Annotated in this window: 19 protein-coding genes; 9 read left to right on the forward strand and 10 right to left on the reverse strand. The window is 66.4% G+C overall.

Annotated features, from left to right (window positions below; translation table 11 throughout):
• Positions 1–84: 84 nt before the first annotated feature.
• Entirely contained in the window at positions 85–1,557 is a 1,473-nt protein-coding gene (betB, locus tag ACZK08_RS08945) for a betaine-aldehyde dehydrogenase (protein ID WP_478452695.1), read from the reverse strand.
• Positions 1,558–1,597: 40 nt separating this feature from the next.
• Positions 1,598–2,188: a transcriptional regulator BetI gene (betI, locus tag ACZK08_RS08950; RefSeq protein ID WP_053520388.1), complete on the reverse strand. Its 591-nt coding sequence runs from the start codon at positions 2,186–2,188 to the stop codon at positions 1,598–1,600.
• A gap of 169 nt (positions 2,189–2,357) precedes the next feature.
• Between betI and ACZK08_RS08955 the strand changes: the two genes are divergently transcribed.
• Positions 2,358–3,908 carry a BCCT family transporter gene (locus tag ACZK08_RS08955; RefSeq protein WP_065182665.1) on the forward strand — a complete coding sequence of 517 codons (1,551 nt, stop codon included), beginning with the start codon at positions 2,358–2,360 and terminating at the stop codon, positions 3,906–3,908.
• A gap of 21 nt (positions 3,909–3,929) precedes the next feature.
• On the opposite strand, the gene ACZK08_RS08960 is transcribed toward ACZK08_RS08955, so the two are convergent.
• The 4 genes from ACZK08_RS08960 to ACZK08_RS08975 all read right to left on the reverse strand — a co-directional run bounded on the left by ACZK08_RS08960 (position 3,930) and on the right by ACZK08_RS08975 (position 9,072).
• Positions 3,930–4,562, reverse strand: coding sequence for an ATPase (locus ACZK08_RS08960; protein WP_053520390.1), 633 nt, complete (start codon positions 4,560–4,562; stop codon positions 3,930–3,932).
• On the reverse strand, positions 4,562–4,936 hold the full coding sequence (locus ACZK08_RS08965; RefSeq protein WP_053520391.1) for a type II toxin-antitoxin system Phd/YefM family antitoxin: 375 nt from the start codon (positions 4,934–4,936) through the stop codon (positions 4,562–4,564). The genes ACZK08_RS08960 and ACZK08_RS08965 overlap by 1 nt, the downstream gene beginning before the upstream one ends.
• A gap of 307 nt (positions 4,937–5,243) precedes the next feature.
• The gene (gene acnA, locus ACZK08_RS08970) at positions 5,244–7,997 is read right to left on the reverse strand and encodes an aconitate hydratase AcnA (RefSeq protein ID WP_053519986.1); all 2,754 of its coding nucleotides are present in this window, start codon (positions 7,995–7,997) and stop codon (positions 5,244–5,246) included.
• 172 nt (positions 7,998–8,169) lie between these two features.
• On the reverse strand, positions 8,170–9,072 hold the full coding sequence (locus ACZK08_RS08975; RefSeq protein WP_053519987.1) for a LysR family transcriptional regulator: 903 nt from the start codon (positions 9,070–9,072) through the stop codon (positions 8,170–8,172).
• A 109-nt stretch (positions 9,073–9,181) separates the two neighbouring features.
• Here ACZK08_RS08975 and ACZK08_RS08980 point away from each other — a divergent pair, with 109 nt between their 5' ends.
• The 8 genes from ACZK08_RS08980 (at position 9,182) to acnB (ending at position 17,989) form a co-directional block, all read left to right on the forward strand.
• Positions 9,182–10,303 carry a 4-oxalomesaconate tautomerase gene (locus tag ACZK08_RS08980; protein WP_065182664.1) on the forward strand — a complete coding sequence of 374 codons (1,122 nt, stop codon included), beginning with the start codon at positions 9,182–9,184 and terminating at the stop codon, positions 10,301–10,303.
• Positions 10,304–10,380: 77 nt separating this feature from the next.
• Positions 10,381–11,436: an ABC transporter substrate-binding protein gene (locus tag ACZK08_RS08985; protein WP_065182716.1), complete on the forward strand. Its 1,056-nt coding sequence runs from the start codon at positions 10,381–10,383 to the stop codon at positions 11,434–11,436.
• 13 nt (positions 11,437–11,449) lie between these two features.
• A complete protein-coding gene (locus ACZK08_RS08990) occupies positions 11,450–12,283 on the forward strand; it encodes an ABC transporter ATP-binding protein (RefSeq protein WP_053519989.1) in 834 nt (277 codons plus the stop codon).
• Complete coding sequence (locus ACZK08_RS08995; protein ID WP_053519990.1) at positions 12,267–13,043, forward strand: ABC transporter permease; 777 nt, start codon at positions 12,267–12,269, stop codon at positions 13,041–13,043. The genes ACZK08_RS08990 and ACZK08_RS08995 overlap by 17 nt, the downstream gene beginning before the upstream one ends.
• Positions 13,044–13,156: 113 nt before the next feature.
• Positions 13,157–14,593, forward strand: coding sequence for an OprO/OprP family phosphate-selective porin (locus tag ACZK08_RS09000; protein ID WP_065182663.1), 1,437 nt, complete (start codon positions 13,157–13,159; stop codon positions 14,591–14,593).
• 123 nt (positions 14,594–14,716) lie between these two features.
• A complete protein-coding gene (locus ACZK08_RS09005) occupies positions 14,717–14,941 on the forward strand; it encodes an AbrB/MazE/SpoVT family DNA-binding domain-containing protein (protein ID WP_053519992.1) in 225 nt (74 codons plus the stop codon).
• Between the two features lie 6 nt (positions 14,942–14,947).
• A complete protein-coding gene (locus ACZK08_RS09010; protein ID WP_065182662.1) occupies positions 14,948–15,346 on the forward strand; it encodes a type II toxin-antitoxin system VapC family toxin in 399 nt (132 codons plus the stop codon).
• A 51-nt stretch (positions 15,347–15,397) separates the two neighbouring features.
• Positions 15,398–17,989, forward strand: a complete 2,592-nt coding sequence (gene acnB, locus ACZK08_RS09015) for a bifunctional aconitate hydratase 2/2-methylisocitrate dehydratase (RefSeq protein ID WP_053519994.1) — start codon at positions 15,398–15,400, stop codon at positions 17,987–17,989.
• Positions 17,990–18,058: 69 nt separating this feature from the next.
• Here the strand turns inward: acnB and ACZK08_RS09020 are convergent, their stop codons facing one another.
• From ACZK08_RS09020 to ACZK08_RS09035, 4 genes are read right to left on the reverse strand one after another with little or no spacing between them, the layout of a single operon-like run.
• The gene (locus ACZK08_RS09020) at positions 18,059–19,135 is read right to left on the reverse strand and encodes a protein-glutamate methylesterase/protein-glutamine glutaminase (protein ID WP_111186102.1); all 1,077 of its coding nucleotides are present in this window, start codon (positions 19,133–19,135) and stop codon (positions 18,059–18,061) included.
• Positions 19,132–19,728, reverse strand: a complete 597-nt coding sequence (gene cheD / locus ACZK08_RS09025) for a chemoreceptor glutamine deamidase CheD (RefSeq protein ID WP_053519995.1) — start codon at positions 19,726–19,728, stop codon at positions 19,132–19,134. Before cheD ends, ACZK08_RS09020 begins: the two co-directional genes overlap by 4 nt.
• A complete protein-coding gene (locus tag ACZK08_RS09030) occupies positions 19,725–20,594 on the reverse strand; it encodes a CheR family methyltransferase (protein ID WP_065182661.1) in 870 nt (289 codons plus the stop codon). The genes cheD and ACZK08_RS09030 overlap by 4 nt, the downstream gene beginning before the upstream one ends.
• Positions 20,595–20,628: 34 nt before the next feature.
• Positions 20,629–22,884: a methyl-accepting chemotaxis protein gene (locus tag ACZK08_RS09035; protein WP_478452698.1), complete on the reverse strand. Its 2,256-nt coding sequence runs from the start codon at positions 22,882–22,884 to the stop codon at positions 20,629–20,631.
• Positions 22,885–23,368: the final 484 nt, after the last annotated feature.

The raw sequence follows: 23,368 nt of genomic DNA on the forward strand, positions 1-23,368 counted from the left end.
GTTCTCCTTCAGGCCGGGACACGCTGCAAACAGGCGTCCCGGCGGAATGTCGGATCGGCGCGGTGGCCGGACGAGGGGCGCGGCTCAGAACGCGCTGGCGTAGTCGCCCAGTTCGACCTGCACCGACTTGATGCGGGTGTAGTGGCCCAGGGTCGAGAGGCCGTTCTCGCGGCCGACACCGGACTCCTTGTAGCCACCCACCGGCATTTCGGCTGGCGATTCGCCCCAGGTGTTGATCCAGCAGATGCCGGCTTCCAGGCGATGGATGATGCGGTGGGCGCGGCTGATGTCCTTGCTGACCACGCCGGCGGCGAGGCCGAAGGTGGTGTCGTTGGCGCGGCGGACCACTTCATCTTCGCTGTCATAGGCAAGGATGCTCATGACCGGCCCGAAGATCTCTTCCTTGACGATGGTCATGTCGTCGCGGCAGTCGGAGAACACGGTCGGCAGCACATAGGCGCCCTGGGCCAGCGTGCCGTCGGTGGCACGGCCGCCGCCGATCAGCAGGCGCGCGCCTTCGGTCTTGCCGCTTTCGATGTAGCGCAGCACGTTCTCCATGTGCGGGAAGCTGGTCAGCGGGCCGAAGTTGGTGCCCGCAGCCATCGGATCGCCGATGCGGATGCGCTTGACGCGCTCGACCACGGCGGCCTCGAACGCGGCCAGCATGCCGCGCGGCACAAACACGCGGGTGCCATTGGTGCACACCTGGCCGGAGCTGAAGAAATTGGCCATCACCGCGATGTCGGCGGCGCGGTCGAGATCGGCGTCATCGCAGATCACCAGCGGCGATTTGCCGCCCAGTTCCATGGTCACTTCCTTCAGCGAGGAGGAGGCGGCTGCAGCCATCACCTTCTTGCCGGTGGCCACGCCGCCGGTGAAGGAGATCTTCTCGATCACCGGATGTTCGGTGAGCCAGTTGCCGATTTCGCGACCGGGGCCCTGCACGACATTGAACACGCCGGCCGGCACGCCGGCTTCGGTGTAGATCTCGGCAAGCCGGATGGCGGTCAGCGGCGTGACCTCGGACGGCTTGAACACCATTGCATTGCCGGCGGCCAGCGCCGGCGCCGACTTCCACAGGGCGATCTGGATCGGGTAGTTCCAGGCACCGATGCCGGCGACCACGCCCAGCGGTTCACGGCGGGTGTAGAAGAAGCTGGATTCGCGCAGCGGCAGCTGGATGCCTTCGATGGCGGTCGCCAGGCCGGCGTAATACTCCAGCACATCGGCGCCGGTGACGATGTCCACCGTGGTGGTTTCCGCCAGCGCCTTGCCGGTATCGAGCGTTTCCAGGCGGGCCAGTTCGTCATTGCGCTCGCGCAGGATCTCCACGGCGCGGCGCAGGATGCGCGAACGTTCCATGGCGGTCATTGCCGCCCATGCCTTCTGGCCTTCGGTGGCGCTTTCGACGGCGCGTTCGACGTCGGCCTGGCTGGCGACCTGCACCTCGGCGATGACCTCACCGGTGGCGGGGTTGACCGTGGCGAAGGTCTTGCCGCTGGTGGCATCGACCCGGCGGCCATGGAAGTAGAGCTGTTGGACGGGCAGGGTGGTCATGGGGCGTACTCCTCGAAAGGGGGCGGGAAGCTGAAAGCGCTTATAGCGCGTCGGCCTGCAACTGGAAGTCGATGTAGCCGTAGGCGATGCGTCGGGCCTTGTCAGCATCGAAGGCGCCGCCGACCAGGCTGCCGCGCAGCCAGAGGCCATCGATCATCGCGGCCAGGCCGCGGGCGGCGAGGCGTGCCTGTGGGCGTGGCAGCACGCGGTTGAACTGGTGGCACAGGTTGGAGAACAGGCGCTGGTCGTTGGCATGCTGCAGGCGCGCCAGTTCCGGCTGGTGCATGCTCGCGGCCCAGAAGGTGAGCCAGACACGCATCGCGGTGCCATTGATCTGGCTGTCATCGAAGTTGCCATCGACGATGGCGCGCAGCTGGTCGCGGGGATCGTCGCCGACCCCGGCCCGGCAGCGGGCGACCGCGTCCCGCAATTCACGCAGGATCTGCCGCATCGCAGCGTTGAGCAGGCCGTCCTTGTCGCCGAAGTAATGGGCGACGATGCCGCTGGACAGCCCGGCCTTCCTGGCGATGGTGGCGACGGTGGCATCGGCCATGCCCATTTCGTCGATGGTCTGGAAAGTGGCCCGGATCAACTGTTCGCGACGGACCGGCTCCACGCCCTTCTTCGGCATTGTCTCTCCACGGATTGCGACCCGAGGCATCGGGTTGGCCATCATTATGCTTTTTATTGATTGAACGTTCAATCAATAAACCCTAGGATGCGCTCGCGCCCCACGCCATGGGCCCGGTTTCCCGGTCCGGCCCCGCCCATGTGCTCCTTCGGACTGATGAGACGATCCCATGTCTTCCCAGGCTCATCCCAAGCGTTCGCCCCTGCGCTTGAACCGCTTTGTCTTCCTCAGCTCCTCGGTGTCGATCGGCATTCTCGGGCTGCTCACCGTCCTCTATCCCGATGCCAGCGAGCACTGGCTGCAATGGGCGCAGGCCGAGATCTCGGCTGCGTTCGGCGCGTGGTACATGCTGCTGGTCGTGCTGTGCCTGGGATTCGTACTGTGGCTGGCGTTCTCGCCCTATGGCCGTATCCGCCTGGGCCAAAACGAGGAATCGCCGGCCTTCGGCTACGTCGCGTGGGTGTCGATGCTGTTCTCGGCGGGTATCGGTATCGCATTGCTGTACTACGGTGCCTACGAGCCGCTGGACCATTTCCTCAACCCGCCGGGCCAGCCGGGCGGCACGGTGGCGGCCGGGCGCGAGGCGATGGTGCTGACCTTCCTGCACTGGGGCCTGCATGGTTGGGCGCTGTACGCGCTGGTCGGGGTGGCGCTGGGCTATTTCGCCTATCGCCGCAACCTGCCGCTGGCATTGCGCTCGGCGCTGTATCCGATCTTCGGTGAGCGCATCCATGGCCGCATCGGCGACATGGTCGATGGCTTCGGCATTCTCGCCACGCTGATCTCCATGGTCACCAATCTCGGCATCGGTGCGCTGGTGGTGCAGTCCGGCCTGGTCTATCTGTTCCACATCCCGGACACACCGCAGGTGCTGGTCGCGATCGTGCTGGTGATGATGGTGGTGGCCACCATCGGCGTGGTGGCGGGGGTCGAGAAGGGCATCGCCTGGCTGTCCAACCTCAACGTGCGCCTGTTGTGCGCGCTGTTGCTGTTCGTGCTGGTTACCGGCCCGACCCTGCATCTGTTCGATGGCCTGGTGCAGAACACGGGCGACTATCTCGGCGCATTCGTGCGCAAGAGCTTCGACATGTATCTCAACGATCCGCAGGGCCGCGCCTGGATGGGTTCCTGGACGCTGTTCTACTGGGCGTGGTGGATCGCCTGGGCGCCGTTCGTGGGCCTGTTCGTGGCACGCATCTCGCGCGGCCGCACCATCCGCGAGGTAGTGATGGGCGTGCTGTTGATACCGCTCGGCTTCACGCTGGCGTGGCTGTCGATCTTCGGCAACACCGCCATCGACCTGGTGCTCAACCATGGCCAGGCGGTGCTGGGGCAGGTGGCGCAGCACGATGCAGCGATGACCCTGTTCAAGCTGCTGGAGTACCTGCCCGGCGCACCCTATGTAGCCGGTGCCGCAGTGGTGATCGGTTTCGTACTGTTCCTGACCCCGGTCGATTCGGGCACGCTGATGATCGCCAACCTGTGCACCCGCCGTGTCGACGACGGGGTGGAGGATGGTCACGATGCGCCGATCTGGCTGCGCGTGTTCTGGGCGGTGGGCATCACCGTGGCCAGCATCGGCCTGCTGCTGGCGGGCAACTTCAGCGCGATGCAGACGGCCGTGGTCCTGTGCGGTCTACCGTTCTCGTTCACCCTGGCGTTCTACATGCTGGGCCTGCTGCGCGCATTGCGCACCGATCCGGACGCGCCGCGGCGCTGAGCGCACTGCCGGCCCTTGGCATTACAGGCGCAGGGCGGCTTCCAGCAGGGCTGTCGCCCATGGGGGCGTGCGCTGCAGCTGCTGCAGGTCATCGGCGGCCGGCCATTGCAGGTGGCCGTCCTCCATCTGCAGCAGCAGCTGTGGATCGGGCACGGCCTCGCCCGGCGCGGCGTCGGCGCTGTTGTCGTAGACCTGCAGCTGCGCCAGCACCGGCATCAGCCCGATCAGGTTCTGCTGCGCCAGCGGCCAGCGGCGGCGGATGTCGACTTCGGAAATGGGGTGGCCACCGGCCTGCACCCGTGCGCGTACCCGGGCGATGTGCTGCTCCGGGCTGGACAGTCCACAGAACCACATCAGCACGTCATGGGTGCGGCTGGCCTCACGCAGCAGGGCGGTGATCGAGTTGCCCCCCAGCGTGGTCTCGAAGGCATGGTTGCGGGCGTGATCCAGGGCGTCGCGGATACGGTTGACACCCTCCTGCCAGGCTTCGGCATTGGCCTCCATGGGGTCCAGGCCGGCCCGCTCGCGCAGCCCGCGGGCGAACGTATCGGGGTTGAACCATTCCAGGCCGGCTTCGCGCAGCACGTGGCCACCCACCGAACTCTTGCCGGCGCCATTGACGCCGGCAAGCACATACAGGAACGGGCGTGGCATCAGTGGCCCGTGCCCGCCTTGACCTGGCCCTTCAGGCGGGCAGGGCGACGCAGCAGCGCGCGTGCAGCATCACCGGCCTGGGCGTGCTGCAGCACCGCCAGGCGCTGGTCGAAGCCGGCACGCAGATCTGCCAGGGCCGGGTCCTGCCCACGCAGTTCCTCCAGCGAGCTTTCCAGCGCTTCGACCTTGGCCTGCAGCGCACGGTACTGCTCGATGGAAACGATCACCGCCTGCGGTTCGTTGTGATTGGTGACCACGACCATGTGCTGGTCGCGCACTTCCTGCATGACCTTGCGCCAATGTTCCTTCACCGACGAGGCGGTGGTGTGGGTCAGCTCGTTGATCGGGTCGAAGCGGACGGGGGCGTGCAGCATGGCGGTGCTCCAGGGGACCTGTGCGATCACCTTACGCCTGTTTCATGCAAATTGCATGAATGGTGAAAAATATCAAAAATATGATTCATGGGCGATTCGGCCCCGGCGGTGACGCCGGGGCCGGGCTTCCGCCCGCCGGATGCCGCGCGCCGGGTCAGCGGGCAGCCAGCTGACGCAGCACGTACTGCAGCAGGCCGCCGTGGTGGGCGAGGAGGCGCGGTTGCGAACCACCGGTTCGCGCGCCTCCGCAGCGCCCCGGCGGTGATGCCGGGGCCGGGCTTCCGCCCGCCGGATGCCGCGCGCCGGGTCAGCGGGCAGCCAGCTGACGCAGCACGTACTGCAGCAGGCCACCGTGGCGGAAGTATTCCACTTCCTTCGGTGTCAGCAGCATCACCGACACCTCGAAGCGCTTCTGCGTGCCATCGGCCCGGGTCGCGGTGACCGTGGCGCGCTTGCTCGCACCGTCCTCCAGGCCGGTGATGTCGATGACTTCCGAGCCATCCAGCCCCAGCGACTGCGCGTTCTCACCATTGCGGAACTGCAGCGGCAGCACGCCCATGCCGACCAGGTTGGAGCGGTGGATGCGCTCGAAGCTCTCGGCGATGACCGCCTTCACGCCCAGCAGCAGGGTGCCCTTGGCGGCCCAGTCGCGCGACGAACCGGTGCCGTACTCCTTCCCGGCCAGCACGACCAGCGGCACCTTGTCGGCCTTGTACTTCATCGCCGCGTCGTAGATCGCCAGCTTCTCCGGCTGACCACCGCCGGCCGGGTAGTACAGGGTGTTGCCACCCTCCTCGCCGCCGAACATCAGGTTCTTGATGCGGATGTTGGCGAAGGTGCCGCGGACCATCACGTCATCATTGCCGCGGCGGCTGCCGTAGCTGTTGAAGTCGGCGGGCTGCACGCCCCGGGCCTGCAGGTAACGCCCCGCGGGCGAATCCTTCTTGATGTTGCCGGCCGGCGAGATATGGTCGGTGGTGATCGAGTCGCCGAACAGACCCATCACACGCGCGCCATGCACGTCGTCGATGCTGCCGGTCTGCATGGTCATGCCATCGAAGTACGGTGGGTTCTTGATGTAGGTGGAGTCATCGCTCCACTCGTACAGATTGCCGTCCGGCGAGGCGATGGTGTTCCAGCGCGTATCGCCCTTGAACACGTCGGCGTAGTTCTGCTTGAACATCTCCGGGCCGATGGTGGCGGCGATGACATCGCCGATTTCCTTGTTGCTCGGCCAGATGTCGCGCAGGTAGACCGGCTGGCCGTCGCTGCCGGTGCCCAGCGGCTGGGTGGTCAGATCGATGTCGGTGGTGCCGGCGATGGCGTAGGCGACCACCAGTGGCGGGCTGGCCAGGTAGTTCATTTTCACTTCGGGATGCACGCGGCCTTCGAAATTACGGTTGCCCGACAGCACGGAGGTCACCACCAGGTCACCGGCGGCGATGCCGGCACTGACCTCGGTCGGCAGCGGGCCGGAGTTGCCGATGCAGGTGGTGCAGCCGTAGCCGACCACGTAGAAGCCGATCTTCTCCAGCTCCTTCAGCACCCCGGCCTTTTCCAGATAGTCGGTGACCACGCGCGAGCCTGGGCCCAGCGAAGTCTTCACCCAGGGCTTGCGATCCAGGCCCTTGGCCGCCGCGTTGCGCGCCAGCAGGCCGGCACCGATCATCACCGCCGGGTTGGACGTGTTGGTACAGGAGGTGATCGCGGCGATGACCACCGCGCCATCCTTCAGGCGGACCTTCCGGCCTTCGATCTCGATGTCGGCGAAGCCCTTGGCCAGCTGTTCGTTGCCGACCGCGGTGCCGCCGCCCTCGTTGAGGAAGGAGGCCACATCGTCGCTGCGCTTGTCACGGTTGCTGGTCAGGCCGACCAGGGCTTCGCGGTAGTTCTTCTGCACGTCTTCCAGCAGCACGCGGTCCTGCGGGCGCTTCGGTCCGGCCAGTGACGGCTTCACCGTGCCCATGTCCAGCTCCAGCGTGGTGCTGTACTGGGCATGGGGGCTGTCCGGTTCGTGCCACAGGCCCTGCGCCTTGGCGTAGGCCTCGACCAGTTCGATCTGTTCTTCGCTGCGACCGGACAGGCGCAGGTAGTTCAGTGATTCGGCGTCGATCGGGAAGATGCCGCAGGTGGCGCCGTATTCCGGTGCCATGTTGCCGATCGTGGCGCGGTCGGCCAGTGGCAGGTGCTGCAGGCCATCGCCATAGAATTCGACGAACTTGCCGACCACGCCCAGCTTGCGCAGCATCTGGGTGACGGTCAGCACCAGGTCGGTGGCGGTGGCGCCCTCAGGCAGCCGGCCGGTGAGCTTGAAGCCGACCACCTGCGGGATCAGCATCGACGACGGCTGGCCCAGCATGGCCGCTTCGGCTTCGATGCCGCCCACGCCCCAGCCAAGCACGCCGATGCCGTTGATCATCGTGGTGTGGCTGTCGGTACCGAACACGGTGTCCGGGTAGGCCACGGCCCTGCCATCCTTGTCCGCGGTCATCACCACGCGGGCCAGGTTCTCCAGGTTCACCTGGTGGACGATGCCGGTGTTGGGCGGCACCACCTTGAAGTTGTCGAACGCCTTCTGGCCCCAGCGCAGGAACCCGTAGCGTTCCTGGTTGCGCTGGAATTCGATCTTGCCATTGAGATCGAGCGCGTCCGGCTTGCCGAACACATCGACCTGTACCGAATGGTCGATCACCAGTTCCGAAGGGATCTGCGGATTGATCTGTTCCGGCTTGCCGCCCAGCTTGACCACCGCATCGCGCATGGCGGCCAGATCGACGACACACGGTACGCCGGTGAAGTCCTGCAGGACCACGCGCGCGGGCATGAAGGCGATTTCGGTGTCCGGCTCGGCCGCCGGGCTCCAGCGGGCAACGGCCTCGATGTGCTCCTTGCCGACGGTGACGCCGCCGTCTTCGTGCCGGAGCAGATTCTCCAGCAGGATCTTCATCGAGTAGGGAAGGTGGGAGATGTCGAAGCGCTGGCCCAGTGTGGGCAGGCTGAAGTAGTCGTAGGTCTTGCCGCCGACGTCCAGCTGGCTGCGGGTGGAGAACGAATCGCTCATGCGGGATGACTCCTTCTTGCGGATGGCTTGCAGTGGCCCGTGCATGGACGGACCTGCTTGCGTATGCCGGGGCTCTCCGCCACCGGATCCCCGCCAGTATGGCGGAGCCGGCGCGGCCGGGAACGTCCTCGGCGCAGGACGCAAGGTTACATGGCTGTATGTAGTGCCGATGTCACGGCTTGCCCCGCCACTGGCTCATCAGCATCTGCAGGAAGCGTTCGGCCGTGGGCGAGAGCAGGGCACCACGGCGGCGCACGATGCCGATGGTGCGCGAGACCACCGGATTGCCGATCGGCCGGGTCACCAGGATGGGATGGTCGCCGTCCGGGGTCGCCATCTTCGGCAGCACCGACACGCCGATCCCGGCCTCGACCATGCCCAGGGAGGTGGACAGGTGGGTCACTTCGTAATGCCAGCTCAGCTTCAGGTTCTCACGGGCGAGGGCGCCATCGAGCAGGGTCCGGTTGCCACTGGTGCGATGCACGGTGATCAGCTGGTGCTGGGCAAGATCGGCCCATTCCACGCGGCGCTTGCGGGCCAGCGGATGATCGCGGCGGCAGGCCAGCACGAACGGGTCCTCGGCCAGTACATCGAAATCCAGGTTGGGATCGTTGGCACCCATGAAATTGATGCCGAACTCCACTTCGCCGCGTTCCACTGCCTGCAACCCCTCGGTGGCGGGAATGTCGAGGATGCGGAAGCGGACGTGCGGATGCGCGTCGTGGAAGCGTGCCATGACACTGGGCAGGAAGTAGAACGCCGCGGTGGGCAGGCAGGCGATGGTGACCGTGGCGCCGCGCGTGTCGTCGTGCCCGCGCAGCGAGAACAGCGAACCATCGAATTCCTCCAGCATGCGCCGTACCAGCGGCAGCAGGTTCTCGCCGACCGCGGTGGTGCTGACGCTGCGGGTGGTGCGTTCGAGCAGCGGTGAGCCGACGGCCTGCTCCAGCTTCTGGATCCGGCGGCTGAGCGCGGGCTGCGAGACGTGCAGGGTTTCAGCGGCGCGATGGAAGCTGCGCGTCTCGGCGACGAGCAGGAACGCGCGCAGATCGAGGATTTCGCAATTGATGCTCATACGGTATCAATCATCCAAAAATCAGCAATTCACAGATCAATCCGGCTCATGCCAGTATCGAATCACAGAGGGGTCATTCATCCCCTATACGCATCAATCTAGCACACGTATGTCGAACGATCTGCTCAGTATCCCCTGCGTCCTCATGCGTGGCGGCACGTCCAAGGGGCCGTTCTTCCTGGCCTCGGACCTGCCGGCCGACGCCGGCCTGCGCGACCAGCTGCTGCTGGAGGTGATGGGCTCGGGCCATCCGCTGCAGATCGATGGCATCGGCGGTGGCAATGCGCTGACCAGCAAGGTGGCGATCGTCAGCCCCGCCAGCCGCGCCGATGCCGATGTCGACTATCTGTTCGCGCAGGTCCGGGTCGAGCAGCGGGTGGTGGATACCACCCCCAACTGCGGCAACATGCTGGCGGCGGTCGGTCCCTTCGCGATCGAACGCGGACTGGTTCCTGCGCGCCACCCGCGCACCGAAGTGCGCATCCACAACGTCAACACCGGCAAGCTGATCGTGGCCACGGTGGAAACCCCGAACGGCCAGGTGGCCTACCGGGGCGACACGCGTATCGCGGGCGCGCCTGGCGCTGCCGCGCCGGTCCGCCTGGCCTTTCTCGATGCGGCCGGTGCACGTACCGGCCGGCTGCTGCCCAGTGGGCGGCCGCAGGATATGATCGACGGCATCGCCGTCAGCCTGGTGGATTGCGCGATGCCGATGATGATGGTGCGCGCGGCCGATATGGGTGTCCGTGGTGACGCCTCGCCGGCGGAACTGAACGCGGATCATGCGCTGCTGGCGCGGTTGGAAGCGATGCGCATCGAGGCGGGTACGCACATGGGCATCGCCGACGCGGGCAGCAAGGTGATTCCCAAGCCGGTGCTGCTTTCCGCACCGCAGCAGGGCGGCGACCTGCAGGTGCGCTACTTCATGCCCCACCAATGCCACACCGCGCTTGCCATCACCGGCGCGGTCGGTCTGGCCACCGCCGCAGTCACGCCCGGCACCCTGGCCAACACTTTCGTCGGATGCCTGCCGATGCCGGGCAGCATTACCCTCGAACATCCGAGCGGCCTGCTGGAAGTGGGCCTGAGCCGCAGCTCGGACGATGCGCCGGTCGTTGCCAGCGTGGTCCGTACCGCGCGCCGCCTGTTCGAAGGGCGCGTGTTCGCGACTTCGCCTGCCACTGCCGAAACCCATTCCACCGAAGCCCGCCAATGGACCTCAGCGGCATGACCTGAAACCGGTCGGGGCCGCGCAGAAGCGCGTGGCCAGGCCACTACAACGCAGATGCTTCACTCCTGGGAGGGATGATGTACAAGCAGTTCTTCATGGCCGCGCTGTGCGCGGCGAGCCTGGCCGTGTCCGGTTGCGGCAAAGACGATGCCAGCGGGGCCTCGGCGCCCGGCGGCGACAATGCGCCGGTGCGGATCAGCGTCGGTTCCTACAACCTCAACAACCTGCCGTTCTTCATCGCCGACGCCAAGGGCTACTTCAAGGACGTCGGCCTGCAGGTGAAGACCGAGAACTTCGCGCAGGGCGGCTCCAAGGTGCTGCAGGCCCTGGTCGCCAACTCGACCGACGTGGCGGTCGGCTTCTACGACCACACCATCCAGATGCAGGCCAAGCACAAGGACGTGGTCGGCTTCGTGCTGCTGTCGCGCAATTCGGGCCTGGTGATGGCCGGCCGCGAGGATGCCAGCTTCGATCCGGCGCGCCCGCAGACCATCAAGGGCCAGAAGATCGGCATTACCGCCCCGGGTTCGTCATCGGACTTCTTCGTGCGCCACTTTCTGGCCCAGCACGACATCCCGGTGGACAGCATCTCGCTGATCGGCGTGGGTTCTGGTGCGGCGGCGGTGGCGGCGCTCGAGCAGGGCAAGATCGACCTGCTGGTCAACTACGATCCGGCCGCGACCCTGATCACCGAGCGCAAGGTCGGCAGGATCATCATTGATGCGCGCAGCGACGAGGGGGCACGCCAGGTGTACGGCGGTCTCTATCCCACCTCGGTGATGTACGCCAACCGCAGCTTCCTGGAAGCACGTCCCGAAGCAGCCGAGAAGATCGCCCGCGCCGAGCAGATGGCATTGAAGTTCATCGCCGACAACAATGCCGAGGACATCGTCGCTGCGCTGCCGGACAGCTACGTCTCCGGCGACCGCGCCACCTACGCGCGCGCCGTGGAGAACGCCCGCGCCATCTTCACCACCGATGGTCACTTCACGCCCGCGGACCTGGAAACGCCGTTGAAGGTGCTGCGTGAGTTCAACAAGGACGTGGCCAACGCGGACATCGACCTGTCCCGGACCTACACCAATGCCTTCGTCGAGCGCGCCAGCGCCGCGACGCAGGCAACCCAACCGTAAGCGGAGATAACCCATGGCCCTCAATGCCACCGTGCGCCAGTTCAATGGCGCGCCGCAGCTGGAGCCCGCACAGACCATGGTCGCCATCAACAAGGTGACCATGTCCTTCGGTGACTTCACCGCCGTGCGCGATGTCGATATCCAGGTCGGTGATGGCGAGTTCCTCGCCATCGTCGGTCCCACCGGGTGCGGCAAGAGCACCATCCTCAATTCCGTGGCGGGCCTGCTCAAGCCCAGCGCCGGTGACGTGAGCATCGACGGACGCGCCGTCAATGGCGTGCAGGCGTCCGTCGGCTACCTGTTCCAGCAGGACGCGCTGCTGCCGTGGAAGACCGCCTTCCAGAACGTGGAACTGGGCCTGAAGTTCCGCGGCGTCGATGAAGCCGAGCGCCGGCAGAAGGTCACCACCTGGTTGGCCAAGGTCGGCTTGACCGGCTTCGAGCACCGCTATCCGCACCAGCTCTCCGGCGGCCAGCGCAAGCGCGTGCAGATGGCACAGGCACTGATCGTGGAGCCCAAGGTGATCCTGATGGACGAGCCGTTCTCGGCATTGGACATCCACACCCGCCATCTGATGCAGAACGAACTGCTGCGCCTGTGGCAGGAAGACCGTCGCTCGGTGATCCTGATCACCCACGACCTGGAAGAGGCCATCGCGCTGGGCGACCGCGTGGTGGTGCTGTCCTCGGGTCCGTCAAGCCGCGTGGTGCGCAGCTTCGATGTGGACCTGGAACGCCCCCGCAACGTTGCCGAGATCAAGCTCGACGAACGTTTTACCGACCTGTACCGCGACATCTGGGCCTGCCTGCGCGGCGAAGTGGAGAAGAGCTATGCACGCCAGGACTGACCGCTTCATCCAGATCGCACTGGTCATCGCCGTGTTCGGTGGCTGGGAGGGCGGCATCGCGCTGGGCTGGATCGACCCGTTCTTCTTCCCCGCGCCCACGGCCATCGCCCAGCAGGCGTGGAACTGGTTGTCGGATACCTCGTTCTACCAGCACGTGTACATCACCCTGACCGAAACCGCGCTGGGCTACCTCATCGGTACCGGGCTGGGCGTTGCAGGCGGTGTGTGGCTGGGCCTGAGCCGGCGCTCGGCGCGCATCCTCGATCCCTTCATCAAGGGCTTCAATGCCATCCCGCGCGTGGTGCTGGCGCCGATCTTCGTGCTGTGGCTGGGCCTGGGGCTGTGGTCGAAGGTGGCACTGGCGGTGACGCTGGTGTTCTTCACCACGTTCTTCAATGCCATGCAGGGCGTGCGCGAAGTGAACCCGGTGGTGCTGGCCAATGCCCGCATTCTCGGTGCCAGCCGCAGTGACCTGCTGCGTCACGTGTACTTCCCGGCGGCGGCGAGCTGGATCCTGTCCTCGCTGCGCACCTCGGTGGGCTTTGCCGTGGTCGGCGCGATCATCGGCGAATATCTGGGTGCCTCGGCGGGCCTGGGTTACCTGATCGCGCAGGCAGAAGGCAACTTCAATGCCGTGGGCGTGTTCGCCGGCATCATCATCCTGGCCGCCTTCGTGCTGGTCATCGATGCACTGCTCGACGTGGTCGAGAACAAGCTCATCACCTGGCGTCCAAACGCCCAGGCCCAGGCCACCAGCTGAGCCTGCCTGGCGCGCCGCTGGAATGATCCGGCGGCGCGCCCTTCCGTAATTCCCCCGCATCATCGCAACGGGCCAGCGCCAGGCCAGGGGGCCGGCTGGCTGGAGAGAACACCATGCATAGCCATCCCGTGCTGCCGCGTGCAGCGCTGACGGTCGCCCTTGGCCTGCTGCTGGCCAGCGGCCATGCCGGAGCACAGGCCGCCACAGCCCCACCGGCCCCGCTGAGCCAGGCCGAACTCGCCGCGCTGGTGCAGCAGCAGGCGCAGCAGATCCAGCAACTGCAGTCGCGACTGGATGCGCTGGAAGGCGTCGGTACGACCGCCGGCAACGCGGCGGCTGCCCCTCCTGCGTCTGCCCTGGAAACCCGTGTTGCGGCGCTGGAAACCCAGCAGTCCAAGGCGCCGAAGGTGTCGTGGTCGAAGGGCGCGCCGGAATTCAGCAGCGCTGACGGCAACATGATCTTCCGCCCGCGCGGTCGTCTGTTCGTGGACGGCTCCAGCACCGACGGCTCGTCCAGCAGCGACCGCAACATCTCCGGTACCGAGATCCGTTCGGTGCGCCTGGGCGCGGAGGGCCGCTACGGCACGCTCGGCTGGGTGGTGGAGGGCGACTTCGCTGACAACGAGGTGGCGTGGAAGTCGGTGTATGCCACTGTGGACCACAGGCTGTTCGGCCTGCCTGCCGACCTCACCGTGGGCAACCGCCTCAACGACCGCGGCATCGATGGCTCCAGCAGCACCTCCAACACGCCGTTCCCGGACCGCAACGTGGTGGGCACGCTGATGCTGCCGCAGCGGGGCCTGTTCGGCGTCGGCCTCACCGAGCGCGTGTACGGAAAGGGCTGGCACGCCAGCCTGTCAGTGGCCGGCAACGACCTCAACAATGCCGGCGACAACAACGACAGCCAGACCTGGGCCACCCGCGTCCACTGGAACCCGATCGACAGCAAGGCCGCGACCGTGCATCTGGGGGCGTGGGCGTTCCACGAAGAGATCGCCGCAGGCTCCTCGGGCGTGCTGCGCAGCTCCGCCATTGCCGGCCACTTCAACGACCTGGTCAAGATCACACCGGGCACGCTGGTCGGCACCGATCGCAGCACCGCCTACGGTGTGGAAGCGGCGGGCTTCTTTGGCCAGGGCTGGGCCACGGGCGAGTGGGGCACGCGTAACCTGCGCGGCGCCGATGCCAGCGGCCGTTACGACCTCGATCACCAGGCCTGGGCGATTTCCGCCGGCTGGTTCCTTGGCGGGGCCAGCCCGGCGTACTCGGGCAAGACCGGCACCTGGGGCCGGGTCAAGGTGGCCGATCCGGTGACCCGTGGCGGGCGGGGCGCATGGGAGCTGCGTGCGCGCTATGAAGACGTGGACTACTCGGAACTGCCGACCGGCGGCACCGGACATGCGTGGACGGTGGGTGCCAACTGGTATCTCAACGACTACAGCCGGGTGATGCTCGACGTGATCCGCTGGCAGACCGACAACCCCACCGGTGCGGTGCGCGGCAAGGACGAGGGCACGACGGTCAATACCCGGCTGCAGGTTGCGTTCTGAGTGAAGGCATCAAGCTGAACGGACAATGCCGGCCACGTGCCGGCATTGCCGTAAAGGGGGGGGCGGCTGGCGGTATGACGCCTTGAGTATGTATAATTCGTACATACCGAAGAGGGCCTACCCATGGAAGCCACTGTCGCCGAACGCGGTCAGATCACCCTGCCCAAGGCTGTGCGTGACGCCCTGGGCCTGACCAAGGGCACCCAGCTCAAGGTCGAACTGGACGGCAGCCGCATCATTCTGCGCAAAAGTGTCGACGACGCGATTTCACGGGCGCGTGGCAAGTTCGCGCTGGACGGCTTTGATTCCGCCGACGCCGCCGTACGCGCGGTGCGCGACGAGGACTAAGCCGTGATGATCGCCGTCGATTCCCCTGTGCTGGTCGAACTGCTGAGCAATGGCCCGCAGGCCGACGCCGTCGAAGCCTGCCTGCGGCAGAGCCTGGTCGGCGGCAAGGTGGTGGTGTGCGGGGCGACCCTGGCCGAAGTCTGCGCCAGCCTGCGTGGCGGGGCCGAGGTGCTGGAAGCGCTGGAAGAGATGGGCGTCCACTTCAACGCGCTGGAAGCCAAATCGGCATTGCGCGCCGGCGAGATGCATCGCCGCCACCGCCAGCGTGGTACCCGGCGCCGCAGCCTGGACGACTTCATGGTGGGGGCCCATGCACTGCTGCAGTGCGATGGGCTCATCACCTGGAACGACACGTTTTACCGCGACTACTTCAAGGGCCTGAAGCTGATCGTGCCGCACGCCTGAGCCCGTTGCATTCCTTTCACTGTTCCATAACCGCATTACCCGGGAGTTGTCATGTTGGAAGCCTATCGCCACCACGTAGCCGAGCGCGCCGCGCTTGGCATCCCGCCGCTGCCGCTGACCGCCCAGCAGACGGCAGACGTCATTGAACTGTTGAAGAACCCGCCGGCGGGCGAGGCCGAGTTCCTGCTCGACCTGCTGACCCACCGTGTGCCGGCCGGCGTGGACGACGCCGCCAAGGTCAAGGCCTCGTACCTGGCCGCGATCGCGCTGGGCAGCGAGCAGAATCCGCTGATCAGCCGCGAGCGCGCCACCGAGCTGCTGGGCACCATGCTGGGCGGTTACAACGTGGCCCCGCTGGTGCAGCTGCTGGACGACGCCAGCGTCGGCACCATCGCCGCCGACGGCCTGAAGAACACCCTGCTGGTGTTCGATGCGTTCCACGACGTGCAGGACAAGGCCAAGGCCGGCAATGCCAATGCCCAGGCCGTGCTGCAGAGCTGGGCCGACGCCGAGTGGTTCACCAGCAAGCCGGAAGTGCCGCAGAGCCTGACCATCACCGTGTTCAAGGTGCCGGGCGAAACCAACACCGACGACCTGTCGCCGGCGCCGGACGCCACCACCCGTCCTGACATTCCGATGCACGCCCTGGCGATGCTGAAGAACAAGCGCGATGACGCGCCGTTCACTCCGGAAGAAGACGGCAAGCGCGGTCCGATCCAGCAGATCCTGTCGCTGAAGGAAAAGGGTCACCTGGTGGCCTACGTCGGCGACGTGGTCGGCACCGGCTCTTCGCGCAAGTCGGCGACCAACAGCGTGCTGTGGTGGACCGGCGACGACATCCCCTACATCCCCAACAAGCGCGCCGGTGGCGTGTGCCTGGGCGGCAAGATTGCCCCGATCTTCTACAACACCATGGAAGATGCCGGCGCGCTGCCGATCGAGCTGGATGTCTCGAAGATGGAGCACGGCGACGTTGTCGAGCTGCGTCCGTATGACGGCAAGGCACTGAAGAACGGCGAAGTGATCGCCGAGTTCGAAGTGAAGTCCGAAGTGCTGTTCGACGAAGTGCGTGCCGGCGGCCGCATTCCGCTGATCGTCGGCCGTGGCCTGACCGGCAAGGCGCGCGAAGCGCTGGGCCTGGCCCCGACCACCCTGTTCCGCCTGCCGGTGCAGCCGGCCGACACCGGCAAGGGTTTCTCGCTGGCGCAGAAGATGGTCGGCCGCGCCTGCGGTCTGCCGGAAGGCCAGGGCATGCGCCCGGGTACCTACTGCGAACCGAAGATGACCTCGGTGGGCTCGCAGGACACCACCGGCCCGATGACCCGTGACGAGCTGAAGGATCTGGCCTGCCTGGGCTTCTCGGCCGACCTGGTGATGCAGTCGTTCTGCCACACCGCCGCGTATCCGAAGCCGGTGGACGTGAAGACCCACCACACGCTGCCGGAGTTCATCTCCACCCGCGGTGGCATCTCGCTGCGTCCGGGCGACGGCGTGATCCACAGCTGGCTCAACCGCATGCTGCTGCCCGACACCGTCGGCACCGGCGGCGACTCGCACACCCGTTTCCCGGTGGGCATTTCGTTCCCGGCCGGCTCGGGCCTGGTGGCCTTCGCCGCCGCCACCGGCGTGATGCCGCTGGACATGCCGGAATCGGTGCTGGTGCGCTTCAAGGGCCAGATGCAGCCGGGCGTGACCCTGCGTGACCTGGTCAACGCGATTCCGCTGTACGCGATCAAGTCGGGCCTGCTGACGGTTGCCAAGGCTGGCAAGAAGAACATCTTCTCCGGCCGCATCCTGGAAATCGAAGGCCTGCCGGAGCTGAAGGTCGAGCAGGCGTTCGAGCTCTCCGACGCCTCGGCCGAGCGTTCCGCCGCCGGTTGCTCGGTCCGCCTGAACAAGGAACCGATCATCGAGTACCTGACCAGCAACATCACCCTGCTGAAGTGGATGATTGCCGAGGGTTACCAGGATCCGCGTTCGCTGCAGCGTCGCATCGAGAAGATGGAGGCCTGGCTGGCCAACCCGCAGCTGCTGGAGCCGGACGCCGACGCCGAGTACGCTGCCGTCATCGAGATCGACCTGGCCGACATCCACGAGCCGATCGTGGCCTGCCCGAACGATCCGGACGACGTGAAGACCCTGTCCGAAGTGGCCGGCGCCAAGATCGACGAAGTGTTCATCGGTTCGTGCATGACCAACATCGGCCACTTCCGTGCGGCCGCGAAGCTGCTGGAAGGCAAGCGCGACCTGCCGACCCGTCTGTGGGTGGCCCCGCCGACCAAGATGGACGCTTCCGAGCTGACCAAGGAAGGCGTGTACGGCACCTTCGGTGCGACCGGCGCGCGCATGGAAATGCCGGGCTGCTCGCTGTGCATGGGCAACCAGGCGCAGATCCGCGAAGGCTCCACCGCGATGTCGACCTCGACCCGCAACTTCCCGAACCGTCTGGGCCGCAACACCAACGTGTACCTGGGTTCGGCCGAGCTGGCCGCGATCTGCTCGCGTCTGGGCCGCATCCCGACCAAGGAAGAATACATGGCCGACGTCGGCGTGATCGCCGCCAGCGGCAGCGAGATCTACCGCTACATGAACTTCGACCAGATCGAGGAGTACCAGGACGTGGCCAATACGGTCGCCGCCTGATGCGTTGAAACGAAAACCCCCGGCGAAAGCCGGGGGTTTTTTACTGCAGGGTGGAGCGTGCGTTCGTCGCTATTGCCCGCGGGCGAGGGCGAGCAGGCGCTCGGCGATCCGTTCCAGCGGCACCTGTTCCTCGGCCGCGCCGAGCTTGAACGCGGCGCCGGGCATGCCCCAGACCACACTGGTGGCTTCATCCTGCACCAGCGTCGGAGCGCCTGCCTGGCGCATTTCCAGCAGGCCGCGCGCGCCGTCATCGCCCATGCCGGTGAGAATGGCGCCGATGGCATTGCCGCCGGCACTCTGGGCCACCGAACGGAACAGCACATCGACCGCAGGCTTGTGCCGGTTCACGGCTGGGCCGTCATCGACGCGGCAACGCCAGCGCGCACCATCGCGGATGATCCGCAGGTGCCTGCCGCCCGGCGGCAGATAGGCATGGCCGGGCAGCACGGCTTCGCCGTCGCTGGCCTCGCGCACGGCCATGGCCGAATGCCGGTCCAGGCGTTCGGCGAAGGCGCTGCTGAAGCTGGCCGGGAGGTGCTGGGTCATCACCACCGCCGGTGCATCGGCGGGCAGGCCTTCCAGCACCACGCGCAGGGCTTCGGTGCCACCGGCCGACGAACCGATCGCGATCAGGCGGTCGGTGGTGCGGAACTGTGGTGCCACCGGGCGCGATGCCGGTGCCGCATCCAGGGTGAGTTTCGGTGCCGCAGCCCGCAGCAGCGGACGCACCCGCGAGCGGGCGGCCATCTTCACCTTGCCGATGATTTCTTCGGCATAGCCCTGCAGTCCGCGCGCCACATCGAGCTTCGGCTTGGAAACGAAATCCACGGCACCCAGTGCCAGCGCCTGCAGGGTCGTGTCGGCCCCCCGCTCGGTCAGCGAAGAGATCATCACCACCGGCAAGGGATGCAGGCGCATCAGGTTTTCCAGGAAGGCCAGCCCGTCCATGCGCGGCATCTCCACGTCCAGGGTGATCACGTCCGGAGCGAGGCGCTTGATCTTCTCGCGTGCCAGCAGCGGATCGGCGGCGGTGCCGACCACGTCGATGGCCGGATCGCTGGAAAGGATTTCGGTCAGCATCTGCCGCACGACGGCGGAGTCGTCCACGATCAGGACCCGGCAGGGGGCGTTGCCGGTCAGGGTCATTCGAACAGCTCCACGCCACCGGTGACCGGGGCCCTGGACAGACGGGCACGCACTGCCGATTCGGTGGCGGCCACTTCCGCTTCGTGGGCATGTGGCAGGCGCTGCACGACCACGCGCCCGGTATCGGCAAAGAACCAGATCTTGCGTGGATGGATGCCGCAGAGATCTTCGGCGATGATCGGAATGTGCTCGGCCTGCAGGTACTGGCGCACGAACTCGGCGTTGCGGGTGCCCACGGGATTGCTGGTGAAACCCTTGAGCACGTTGGCGCCGCCGAACACCTTGGCTTCCAGGCGCTTGCGGTGCGCACCGCGCTTGAGCATGTCGTTGATGAGAAGCTCCATCGCATAGCTGCCGTAGCGTGCAGGCGCGCCGTCACCGGCATTGCCTTCCGGCAGCAGGAAATGGTTCATGCCGCCTATCTTCAGCACCGGATCGCGCAGACACGCAGCCACGCAGGAGCCCAGCGTGGTGGTCAGCGCAGTGGTGTCGTCGACCACCAGGTACTGGGTCGGCAACAGCTTGGCGGCGAGGGTCTGGAAGCGCGCGTCCTGGTAGCGCATCACCTCGTCGGTGCGCAGCGAGGCGTTCATGCGCCGGCCCCCTGCGCGCGTCGGTACAGGGTGCGGCCACAGGGCTGGATCAGATCGGCCGCGTGCAGGTAGTTCTCCGAGTGGCCGGTGTAGAGCAGTCCGTCATCGGTGAGATGCTGCACCAGCCGGCCAAGGATGGCGCGTTGGGTCGGCTTGTCGAAATAGATCATCACGTTGCGGCAGAACAGCGCATCGAACGGGCCGCCAACGTCGTAGCGCGGGGCAAGAAGATTCAGCGGGCGGAACTCGATCAGGTCGCGCAGTGCGGGCAGCACCCGGCACTGGCCCTCGTTGGGGCCACTGCCACGCTGGAAATACCGTCGGCGGAGCTCCGGATCGAGGCTGGCGACGCGGTCGATGGCGTACACGCCACGGCCTGCGGTGGCCAGGACCTGTGTGTCGACATCGGTGGCGATGATGCGGACCGGTGGCTTCAGGCTGCCGAACGCCTCGCACGCGGTGATCGCCATGGAGTAGGGTTCCTCGCCGGTGGACGCGGCGCAGGACCACAGCAGCAGCGGGGCGTGGCCGGAGCGCTGCCGCAGTTCCTCGCGCAGCTTGTCGAAATGGTGGGGCTCACGGAAAAAGGAGGTGAGGTTGGTGGTCAGGGCGTTGGTGAACGCCTGCCATTCGTCACCGCCCTCCTGTTCCAGATGGTCGAGGTACTGCTGGAAGCTGCGCATGCCGAGTGTGCGCAGGCGACGCGACAGGCGGCCATAGACCATGTCGCGCTTGGCGGGCGCGAGGGCGATGCCCACCCGCTGGTAGATCAGGTCGCAGACACGGCGGAAATCGCGGTCGGCGAACTCGAACTCGCGCGGACCGGTGACGATGGGGCTGGGACTATGCACGGGGGACGTGTCCATCGGCGTGGGCGGTGGCCGCAGCCACCGCGGGTTCTCAGAATTCCTGCCAGTCGCTGGCGACGACGGGGGGAGTGTGGGCGCGGCGGACCGGCGCGGCCGGCGCATGCGCGCGTGCCGTGTTGGCGGTCACCGTTGGTTCCACCCGTGCGGCCGCCGCCTTCACTGCGGCGGCCACTTGGTTGTCGAGGCGGAAGATCGCCACGGCATCGGCCAGCTGCGCGGCCTGTTCCTCCATCGCCCGTGCAGCGGCGGTGGCTTCCTCCACCAGCGCGGCGTTCTGCTGGGTGGTCTCGTCCATCTGCACCACGGTCTGGTTGACCTGCTCGATGCCCGCGCTCTGTTCCTGCGAGGCCGCGGAAATCTCGGCCATGATGTCGGTTACGCGCTGCACCGAGGCAACGATCTCGTCCATGGTGGCGCCGGCCTTGTGCACCAGCGCAGAACCATCGGCGACCTTGCCCACCGAGTCGTCGATCAGGCCCTTGATCTCCTTGGCGGCGGCGGCCGAGCGCTGGGCGAGGGTGCGTACTTCGCTGGCGACCACCGCAAAGCCGCGGCCCTGTTCACCGGCACGGGCGGCCTCGACCGCGGCGTTCAGGGCCAGGATGTTGGTCTGGAAGGCGATGCCGTCGATGACGCTGATGATCTCGGCGATCTTCTTCGAGGAGGCTTCGATGGCGGACATGGTGGTGACCACCTGGCCGACCACTTCGCCGCCCTGGGAGGCGACGCCATGGGCACCGATGGCGAGCTGGTTGGCCTGGCGGGCGTGCTCGGCGTTCTGGCGCACGGTGGAGGTCAGTTCCTCCATCGAGGCGGCAGTTTCTTCCAAGTTGGCGGCCTGCTGTTCGGTGCGGCGCGACAGGTCGTTGTTGCCCGAGGCGATTTCGCCGGCGGCCAGGGTGATGCTGGAGGCGCTGGCCTGGATCTGGCCAACGATGCGGGTCAGCTGGGTGACGGTGGCATTGGCATCGTCACGCATGCGTGCGAACACGCCCTGGTAGTCGCCCTGCATGCGGGCGGTCAGGTCGCCTTCGGCGATGGCTGACAGCAGCTGTGACAGCTTGCCGAGGTTCTCATCGCTGACTGCCATCATCGCGTTGAGGTTTTCCAGCATGGTGCGGAAATCGTGATCGAAGCGCTGTGCGTCGCCGCGACGGCTGAAGTCACCGGCAGCGGCGGCGCCGGCCAGCTGCTTGATCTCGGCATTGATGCGGCCGAGGTTGTCCTTGACGGTATCGACGGCATGGGTCATCGCCGCCTTCTCGCCCGGGTAGCGGGCGATATCACGGCTCAGATCGCCGACGGCGTATTGCTGGACGACATCGAGCACATCATGAAGGGTCTGCACGTGGCCGCCGACCAGCGCATTGGTCTCCTGCACCATCAGCCCATACTCGCCGGGGAATGCGCTGGCATCGATGCGGTAGCTGAGTTCACCGGCGTCGTGGCGACGTGCCATCTCGCGTTGGCCGCCGATCACGGCGTGCAGCTGCCGCTGCATGGCGGACATCGCATCCAGCAGGCGGCCGGGCTCGTCATGCGGCTGCGGGCCGATATGGCTGTCCAGTCTGCCAGCGGCGATGCCTTCGGCCACGGCCGTAGCCTGCTTCAACGGTACCGCGATGCGGTTGCCGATCAGCCAGCTCAAGGCCAGCACGATCAGAACCACCACGCCACCGGAGATCGCCATGATCGTGGTGAACACCAGGGCCTGCTTCTGCACGTCGTCCGTGTAGACGCCACTGCTGATGACCCAGTTCCACGGCGCGAACAGCCCGGCATAGGCGATCTTGCCGACCGTGCCTTCGCTGCCGGGCTTGGCCCAGCGGTAGTCGACGAAGCCGCCCCCGGCCTTGGCTGCCTCGACCTGCTGGTAATAGATGCGCACCCCTTCATCGGTGCGGAAATCCTTCATGTCCTTGCCGACCAGGTCCTTGCGGAACGGGTGCATGAGTACCCGGTAGCCGGTGTCGTAGACGTTGTAGTAGTAGGTGTCGTTCTCGGCACGCATCCTCTCCAGCGCCTGCAGGGCGGCGGCCTTGGCTGCCTCTTCGCTGAGCTCGCCGGTACCGGCCAGGCGGTGGTAGTGCTGGACAATGCCGTAACTCAGTTCGACCTGGGTCTTCAGCGAGGTCTTGCGCGTTTCAGTCAGGTCCAGGTACTGCATGCGGGCGGCGATCACCGACAGCGCGACCACGCCCAGCGCGATGAGCAGCGTGAGCAGATTGAGCTTGCGCCGGACGGAGAGATTGCTGAAGTAGTGTTGCCAGCGATGCATGAGGTTCATCGAGCAGGACCAGTTTGAAGCAGGCGGGCGGCGCCGAGCCGGCCACGGCGGAATACACCATGACACCCCCGTTATCGGCCGCGGGCGCGCGGGATTGAGGTGGAGTGCCGGAACGCATTCAGGTTTCCTTGCAGCGGCGGCTGCGGCGCTGCCTGCGGCAGGCTTTTGAAGCGACGGCAACGGCAACGGCAACGGCAGGTCATGGCGATGGGGTGTCATGGATTGGCCGGGTCGGGGTGGGCAGGCAGGACACGCCGTGAACCCATCCATGGGGGCTCGATGGCGCCATCCATGGCGCCAACGGTCCTGCCTGCCCACCCCGACCCACCCCGCCAGGGCTTCACTTCGACGGACGGCGAAGGCGTTGGGTTTCCAAGTGGAAAGAGGGGTCAGATCCGTTTTCCCGCGGAACACAGATCTGACCCCGGAAGCGATGCAGCTGTTGCTCTTGCTCTTGCTCTTCTTTCTTCAATCCGGGGTGGAC

It is taken from the genome of Stenotrophomonas sp. 112478_Sma (assembly GCF_056479905.1).

Bases quoted from the DNA above. Each gene is read 5' to 3' on its own strand.
- acnA (WP_053519986.1), bottom strand. From the start codon at position 7,997: ATGAGCGATTCGTTCTCCACCCGCAGCCAGCTGGACGTCGGCGGCAAG.
- betI (WP_053520388.1), bottom strand. From the start codon at position 2,188: ATGCCGAAGAAGGGCGTGGAGCCGGTCCGTCGCGAACAGTTGATCCGG.
- ACZK08_RS08960 (WP_053520390.1), bottom strand. From the start codon at position 4,562: ATGCCACGCCCGTTCCTGTATGTGCTTGCCGGCGTCAATGGCGCCGGC.
- ACZK08_RS08955 (WP_065182665.1), top strand. From the start codon at position 2,358: ATGTCTTCCCAGGCTCATCCCAAGCGTTCGCCCCTGCGCTTGAACCGC.
- ACZK08_RS08980 (WP_065182664.1), top strand. From the start codon at position 9,182: ATGTCGAACGATCTGCTCAGTATCCCCTGCGTCCTCATGCGTGGCGGC.
- cheD (WP_053519995.1), bottom strand. From the start codon at position 19,728: ATGAACGCCTCGCTGCGCACCGACGAGGTGATGCGCTACCAGGACGCG.
- ACZK08_RS08965 (WP_053520391.1), bottom strand. From the start codon at position 4,936: ATGCTGCACGCCCCCGTCCGCTTCGACCCGATCAACGAGCTGACCCAC.
- ACZK08_RS09000 (WP_065182663.1), top strand. From the start codon at position 13,157: ATGCATAGCCATCCCGTGCTGCCGCGTGCAGCGCTGACGGTCGCCCTT.
- ACZK08_RS09020 (WP_111186102.1), bottom strand. From the start codon at position 19,135: ATGACCCTGACCGGCAACGCCCCCTGCCGGGTCCTGATCGTGGACGAC.
- ACZK08_RS09030 (WP_065182661.1), bottom strand. From the start codon at position 20,594: ATGGACACGTCCCCCGTGCATAGTCCCAGCCCCATCGTCACCGGTCCG.
- ACZK08_RS09035 (WP_478452698.1), bottom strand. From the start codon at position 22,884: ATGAACCTCATGCATCGCTGGCAACACTACTTCAGCAATCTCTCCGTC.
- ACZK08_RS08995 (WP_053519990.1), top strand. From the start codon at position 12,267: ATGCACGCCAGGACTGACCGCTTCATCCAGATCGCACTGGTCATCGCC.
- ACZK08_RS08985 (WP_065182716.1), top strand. From the start codon at position 10,381: ATGTACAAGCAGTTCTTCATGGCCGCGCTGTGCGCGGCGAGCCTGGCC.
- acnB (WP_053519994.1), top strand. From the start codon at position 15,398: ATGTTGGAAGCCTATCGCCACCACGTAGCCGAGCGCGCCGCGCTTGGC.
- ACZK08_RS09010 (WP_065182662.1), top strand. From the start codon at position 14,948: ATGATCGCCGTCGATTCCCCTGTGCTGGTCGAACTGCTGAGCAATGGC.
- ACZK08_RS08975 (WP_053519987.1), bottom strand. From the start codon at position 9,072: ATGAGCATCAATTGCGAAATCCTCGATCTGCGCGCGTTCCTGCTCGTC.
- ACZK08_RS08990 (WP_053519989.1), top strand. From the start codon at position 11,450: ATGGCCCTCAATGCCACCGTGCGCCAGTTCAATGGCGCGCCGCAGCTG.
- ACZK08_RS09005 (WP_053519992.1), top strand. From the start codon at position 14,717: ATGGAAGCCACTGTCGCCGAACGCGGTCAGATCACCCTGCCCAAGGCT.
- betB (WP_478452695.1), bottom strand. From the start codon at position 1,557: ATGACCACCCTGCCCGTCCAACAGCTCTACTTCCATGGCCGCCGGGTC.